The following is a 5742-nucleotide window of genomic DNA, read 5'->3' as shown; positions in this document are numbered from 1 at the left end:
ATAAAGTTAGTTTGTCTAGCATCTAAAAATAAAAATTGACGTTTCACGTTGTTTGTTTCGTTCAGTTTTCAAAGAACTACTTGGTCGCTCATTTGCGACTTCCTTATGTTAACATCTTCGTTAGTTAATGTCAACTAAGTTTTTTATTTCGTTTGTCGCTTTCGACGTTATTGTCATCGGCGACTTGTTCTATATTACACTTCATTTGTATAATCGTCAACATCTTTTTATAAAGATATTCAAGTTAATATTTTTATGCTCTTTTAACTAGACATGTCTCTATAGGATTTCATTATCGGAGCACGCTTTCTGCTTCTCTTTAATTTATTCTTCCAAACATATTCGAGTTAATTTGAGCTCTAGACTTAACTCGTGCGGACGTTTCCCTCCAACAAAACTAGCAACCTTATTTTAACAAATACTAGTATATAATTAGAGAGTTGTTGTACTATCAATAAAACTCTATTAGAAGCAGGTGAAAATATGAAAGATATACGTATCCTTTTAGCAGACGACGATAAAGAAATCCGAAATTTATTAAAAATATATTTAGAACGAGAATTATATATGGTAGACACTGCAATCAACGGCGAAGAAGCCTTACATTTATTTAATCAAAATAACTATAACCTCGTTATATTAGATCTTATGATGCCCAAAATAGATGGAATCGAGGTATGTAAAAAGCTTAGATATAAAACTAACGTACCTATATTAATGCTCACCGCTAAAGATCACGAAATTGATAAAATTTTAGGCTTAAGCATTGGTGCTGATGATTACATTACAAAACCTTTCAGCATTCACGAAGTAATTGCACGAGTAAAAGCTCTTATGCGGCGTTTTTTAGTTCTTGGAAGTAGCAATACTGCTCAACAAAAAACAACTTTATCTTTTAAAGGACTAACTTTCAATCTAAATACATACACAGTTCATACAAATAAAGAAGAAATTAACTTAACCGGAAAAGAACTGGAACTATTAAAATTCTTTACTTCAAACCCAGGACAAGTATTTACAAAAACACAGCTCTTCCAAAATGTGTGGGACGATAATTATATAGAAGATGACAATACCGTTATGGTACATATTCGAAAACTTAGAAAGAAAATAGAAATCGACCCTTCCAATCCAAAATTCATTCAGACTATATGGGGAATTGGTTATAAGTTTGTAGGTGAAAAGCTTGAAGACTGATAAAACCCTCTCCCTTATTACATTACAACTTATCATTTGTGGGATTTTAAACATACAAATGGAACCAAGATTAAAAATGTCTTTATTTATAATCCTTATCTTAATTACAATTTATCTCTTCTTTTCAAGAATACAATTCATTCAACATCGCAAGGCAATGGATACTAAATTAAGTCGTGTACTAAAAGGAAACTTACAAACGAGATTATTCACAAGCAATGACCACTCATTACATAATATCGTTTTTTCAATAAACGAGCTAATAGCTAAATTAGAGCAAGTTCAGATTGAAGCCAAAAGATCCGAGGAATCCAGAAAACAACTTTTGTCTAGTATCTCCCACGATATACGAACACCACTCACCTCCATCATCGGATATATAGATGCTTTAAAAGATGGGGTTGCTGTTTCTGAAATAGAAAAACAAGAATACCTTAAAATACTTTATATGAAATCAAATAACTTAAAGCACCTAGTTGATGAAATATTCAATATGGCGAAGCTAGACGCTAATGAATTTCCACTAAAAGAAGAAGAACTCGACTTTTCTGAAGTTACTAGAGAAGTTTTGATTGAATTTTTACCTGAGCTCTCAAAACATAACATCGAACTGCAAGTTCTCATACCAGAATCTACTTGCCCTATTATCGCAGACCATCTGAGCCTTATGCGGATTATGAGTAATTTAATGAAAAATGCCATTTATTACGGAAAGGATGGAAAAATAGTAGGAGTCGAACTACTAGAAACCGATAGAGAATATGAACTTCATATTTGGGACAAAGGCCCTGGTATTCCAAAGCATGATTTACAAAATGTGTTTGAGCGAATGTACCGAAGCGAACAATCAAGAAACTCCTCGTTTGGTGGTAGTGGTCTCGGGCTCTCTATTTCTAAAGCGCTCGTTGAGAGAAATGGTGGGCATATATGGGTTGAAAGCACTCCATGGAAACGAACTATTTTTGGCTTTTCTATTCCAAAACACAATACTTTTAAGAAATAGTTAAGAAATGATTAATATGCAGTTAAGCCTTCCTTTTTATGATGTAAGTAAGAACTTATAGAAAGCAGGTGTCTCCTATAAATACAATTATAAAAACGACTAACCTTACTAAAGTATATGGCAATCAAAAATCAGTAGATAATTTAAATATTAATGTTCAACAAGGGGAGATTTATGGCTTCATAGGCCGCAACGGTGCTGGTAAAACAACAACCATTCGTATGCTGCTTAGTCTTATAAAGCCTACAAGTGGAACGATTGAAATATTTGGAGAGAACTTATTCCAAAATCAAAAAGATATTTTAAGCAGAATTGGTTCTATAGTTGAAGTTCCAGGATTTTATGAAAACTTAACTGCAAAAGAAAACCTATTAATTAACGCAAAGATAATTGGGGTTCACAAAAAGAATGCTATCGAAGAAGCATTAGAAATAGTAGGCTTGCAGCATGAGACAAAAAAGTTAGTAGGAAAGTATTCTTTAGGAATGAAGCAACGCTTAGGAATTGCACGCGCTCTTCTCCATTATCCCGAGCTACTCATATTAGATGAACCAACTAACGGACTAGACCCTATTGGTATTAAAGAAATGCGAAAACTTATTCATTCTTTAGCTCAAGAAAGAAATATAACCATACTCATTTCTAGTCACATATTAGCCGAGGTAGAACAGTTAGTCGATCGTATCGGAATTATTCATGAAGGAAAGTTACTAGAAGAAGTTTCTCTTGATACGCTACGTAAAGCAAATCGTAAGTACATAGAGTTTCAAGTGAATAATGACAATAAAGCTGTGATGTTATTAGAAAATCATCTTCAAATTTTTGATTATGAAGTACACGATGAAGGGAATATTCGTATTTACTCTCATTTTGGACAACAAGGATACATAAATAGAACATTAGTTCTTAATGGTATTGAAGTATTAAAAATGATGATAAGTGAAGATAGACTAGAAGATTATTTCACCAAGCTAGTTGGAGGTGGAACAATTGGTTAATCTACTCTATACAGAACTCTTAAAATTAAAACGCTCTAATATGTTTTTAATTAGCATTATTGGTGCTGGTGTCGCACCTTTCTTAGTTGTAGTAGCCTCTTATATACATATAAAAACAAAAGAGCCAACTCCGACTATTTGGTTCCATCAATTATTCACTGATGTTAACTTATATACTACTTTAGTTATAGGATTCCCCTTATATGGAGTAGTGGTTGCATATTTGCTTACCCGCGAATATGCAGAAGATACACTAAAAAATTTACTAACTATCCCCGTGTCGCGCATTAGCTTTATTATAAGTAAATTCATCATTCTCTTTCTTTGGATCATGATGCTAACTTTAGTCGCTTGGACACTTACTTTAATATTAGGGCTATTGGGGAATTTCCCTGGTTTTAACATTGCTTTACTTTTAAGTTCTTTCCTAGAATTTTTAATATGTGGTGGACTTCTCTTTCTATTGTCTTCACCTATTGTACTACTAACTCTTGTCATGAAGAGCTATGTACCGCCCATTATATTAACAGTCATTATTACAATGACCAATCTTATGCTCGTAAACTCCAAGCATAAAGATTTATTTCCGTGGACCGCTACTCTAGATATCGCAAATAATGAATTACAACCGACATATCCACCAGAGTATTCTTATATCATCATTGCAGTAACAACAATTTCCGGATTTATTGCAACACTATTCTATTTTAAAAAAGTAGACATTCATTAATTTATAGGAGTGAAACTATGAGCGATATCATTATTGCCTTCATACTCGGTATTGTAGAAGGATTAGCTGAATTTTTACCTATATCTTCTACTGGCCACCTTATATTAGTCGGGCATTTATTAGACTTTGAAGGAGAAAGAGCAAAAACGTTTGAAATTGTTATTCAGCTAGGCGCAATTTTAGCTATTGCAATTTTATATCATAAACGTCTCGTTTCTCTATGTAATATTAAGCCTCTTCTACGGAAAGAGAAAAAATTCAACGCGTTTCATGTATTTCTTGGCGTATTTCCGGCAGTAGTGGCTGGTTTGCTACTACATGATATTATTAAAACATACTTATTTCAGCCATACACTGTTGTGATTGGACTTGTAGCAGGGGCAATTCTTATGATCTTTGCAGAAGTAAAAAAGAAAGAGGCAACCGCCTATTCACTGGACGATTTAACATACCGTCAAGCTTTAACAATTGGATTATTTCAGTGCTTAGCAGTATACCCTGGCTTCTCTAGAGCTGGCTCTACTATCTCTGGAGGTCTATTAGCAAAAGTAAATTATAAAACCGCATCCGAGTTCTCTTTTCTAATAGCTCTTCCTGTAATGGTTGGAGCTACAGGCTTAGACTTACTAAAAAGCTGGGAGTATTTAAGTGTCGATGACATCCCTATGTTTGCGGTAGGATTCATTACCTCTTTTACCGTAGCGATGCTAGCGGTAGTAACTTTTCTAAAGCTTTTAGAGAAGATAGGTTTAAAACCTTTTGCATACTATCGTATTTTGTTGGCTATCTTATTTACGCTTTTCGTATTACTATAGATTCATATAAGTCACATATCATTAAACTGATATTCAATTTTAGAATATCGGTTTTTTATCTATTTCAACTCTAGTACTACTCACTTCAATATGGCATAGTGATAATAAGCTACCATTAATAGTCTGAACGTTCTTTAAGTAACTATATCCTTTATCATAAAATGCAATTGGAAAATTAAAGATTCCATATATATACAGAACATATTTACAAACCATATTCATTCCACATAGTATCTTTTTAATTTGCAACACACTGATACAAATTTCAAATGAGCACAAAGACAGAATAAGTAAATAAATAAATTTCCTAGGAATTATAAAGCGACTAAATTTAATTAGAGTGAGGTGACGATAAAATGAATCAATTAGCACAGACATATTGGAATACTTATTGGGGAAACAACAAAAAACCAGAATCTGTTATAGCTTGGCAATTTGGAGATTCCCCTAATTATCTTGCACAACTAGTAATTGACGGTATTAAAACTGCTACATGCTCCGGTCACATTTTTTATGAATTAGAAAATGAACCGCTACCGACCACTAATGATTATAGTATTATACTTAATAGTAATGATGAACCTGTAGCTATTATTAAGATAATAGAAGTAACTGTAACACCAATGAATGAAGTAAGCGAAGAATTCGCTATCGCTGAAGGCGAAGGAGATCGTACTTATAATTACTGGAGAGACACCCATGTTCGTTTTTTTACAAAGGAACTAAATGAGCTTGGTCTTAATTTCTCTGAAGATATGTTACTCGTCTGTGAGCGTTTTGAACTTGTTGATGTGAACAATAAAGTGAAATTATAAAAAACTGAGATTTACCACCCATTCTTATTTTTATAAAACACAAAAAGACAAGTCATTCTGACTTGTCTTAAAGTTGCTTGGCGACGTCCTACTCTCACAGGGACAAGGTCCCAACTACCATCGGCGCTAGAGAGCTTAACTTCCGTGTTCGGTATGGGAACGGGTGTGACCTCTCTGCCATCAT

Annotated in this window: 6 protein-coding genes and 1 rRNA gene; 6 read left to right on the top strand and 1 reads right to left on the bottom strand. The window is 33.5% G+C overall.

Annotated elements, in window-relative coordinates; genetic code table 11:
• Positions 1 to 483: 483 nt before the first annotated feature.
• From ASE54_RS26900 to ASE54_RS26875, 6 genes are all read left to right on the top strand, one after another.
• On the top strand, positions 484 to 1197 hold the full coding sequence (locus ASE54_RS26900; RefSeq protein ID WP_000652005.1) for a response regulator transcription factor: 714 nt from the start codon (positions 484 to 486) through the stop codon (positions 1195 to 1197).
• Entirely contained in the window at positions 1187 to 2200 is a 1014-nt protein-coding gene (locus tag ASE54_RS26895; RefSeq protein WP_000845349.1) for a HAMP domain-containing sensor histidine kinase, read from the top strand. The genes ASE54_RS26900 and ASE54_RS26895 overlap by 11 nt, the downstream gene beginning before the upstream one ends.
• 68 nt (positions 2201 to 2268) lie before the next feature.
• On the top strand, positions 2269 to 3198 hold the full coding sequence (locus ASE54_RS26890; RefSeq protein WP_000074583.1) for an ABC transporter ATP-binding protein: 930 nt from the start codon (positions 2269 to 2271) through the stop codon (positions 3196 to 3198).
• Entirely contained in the window at positions 3191 to 3928 is a 738-nt protein-coding gene (locus ASE54_RS26885; RefSeq protein WP_000247703.1) for an ABC transporter permease, read from the top strand. The genes ASE54_RS26890 and ASE54_RS26885 overlap by 8 nt, the downstream gene beginning before the upstream one ends.
• 17 nt (positions 3929 to 3945) lie before the next feature.
• Positions 3946 to 4743: an undecaprenyl-diphosphate phosphatase UppP gene (gene uppP, locus ASE54_RS26880; protein ID WP_001279949.1), complete on the top strand. Its 798-nt coding sequence runs from the start codon at positions 3946 to 3948 to the stop codon at positions 4741 to 4743.
• A gap of 356 nt (positions 4744 to 5099) precedes the next feature.
• Positions 5100 to 5558, top strand: coding sequence for an ASCH domain-containing protein (locus ASE54_RS26875; RefSeq protein WP_001072428.1), 459 nt, complete (start codon positions 5100 to 5102; stop codon positions 5556 to 5558).
• Positions 5559 to 5633: 75 nt separating this feature from the next.
• Here ASE54_RS26875 and rrf read toward each other — a convergent pair.
• Positions 5634 to 5742: ribosomal RNA gene (gene rrf / locus ASE54_RS26870) — 5S ribosomal RNA — on the bottom strand; the annotation flags it as partial.

This window comes from Bacillus sp. Root131, assembly GCF_001429475.1.
GTDB lineage: Bacteria > Bacillota > Bacilli > Bacillales > Bacillaceae_G > Bacillus_A > Bacillus_A thuringiensis_S.
This window is presented reverse-complemented; position numbering and strand designations above follow the sequence as displayed.

Coding starts and splice junctions, on each gene's coding strand:
- ASE54_RS26900 (WP_000652005.1), top strand. CDS start 484: ATGAAAGATATACGTATCCTTTTAGCAGACGACGATAAAGAAATCCGA.
- uppP (WP_001279949.1), top strand. CDS start 3,946: ATGAGCGATATCATTATTGCCTTCATACTCGGTATTGTAGAAGGATTA.
- ASE54_RS26875 (WP_001072428.1), top strand. CDS start 5,100: ATGAATCAATTAGCACAGACATATTGGAATACTTATTGGGGAAACAAC.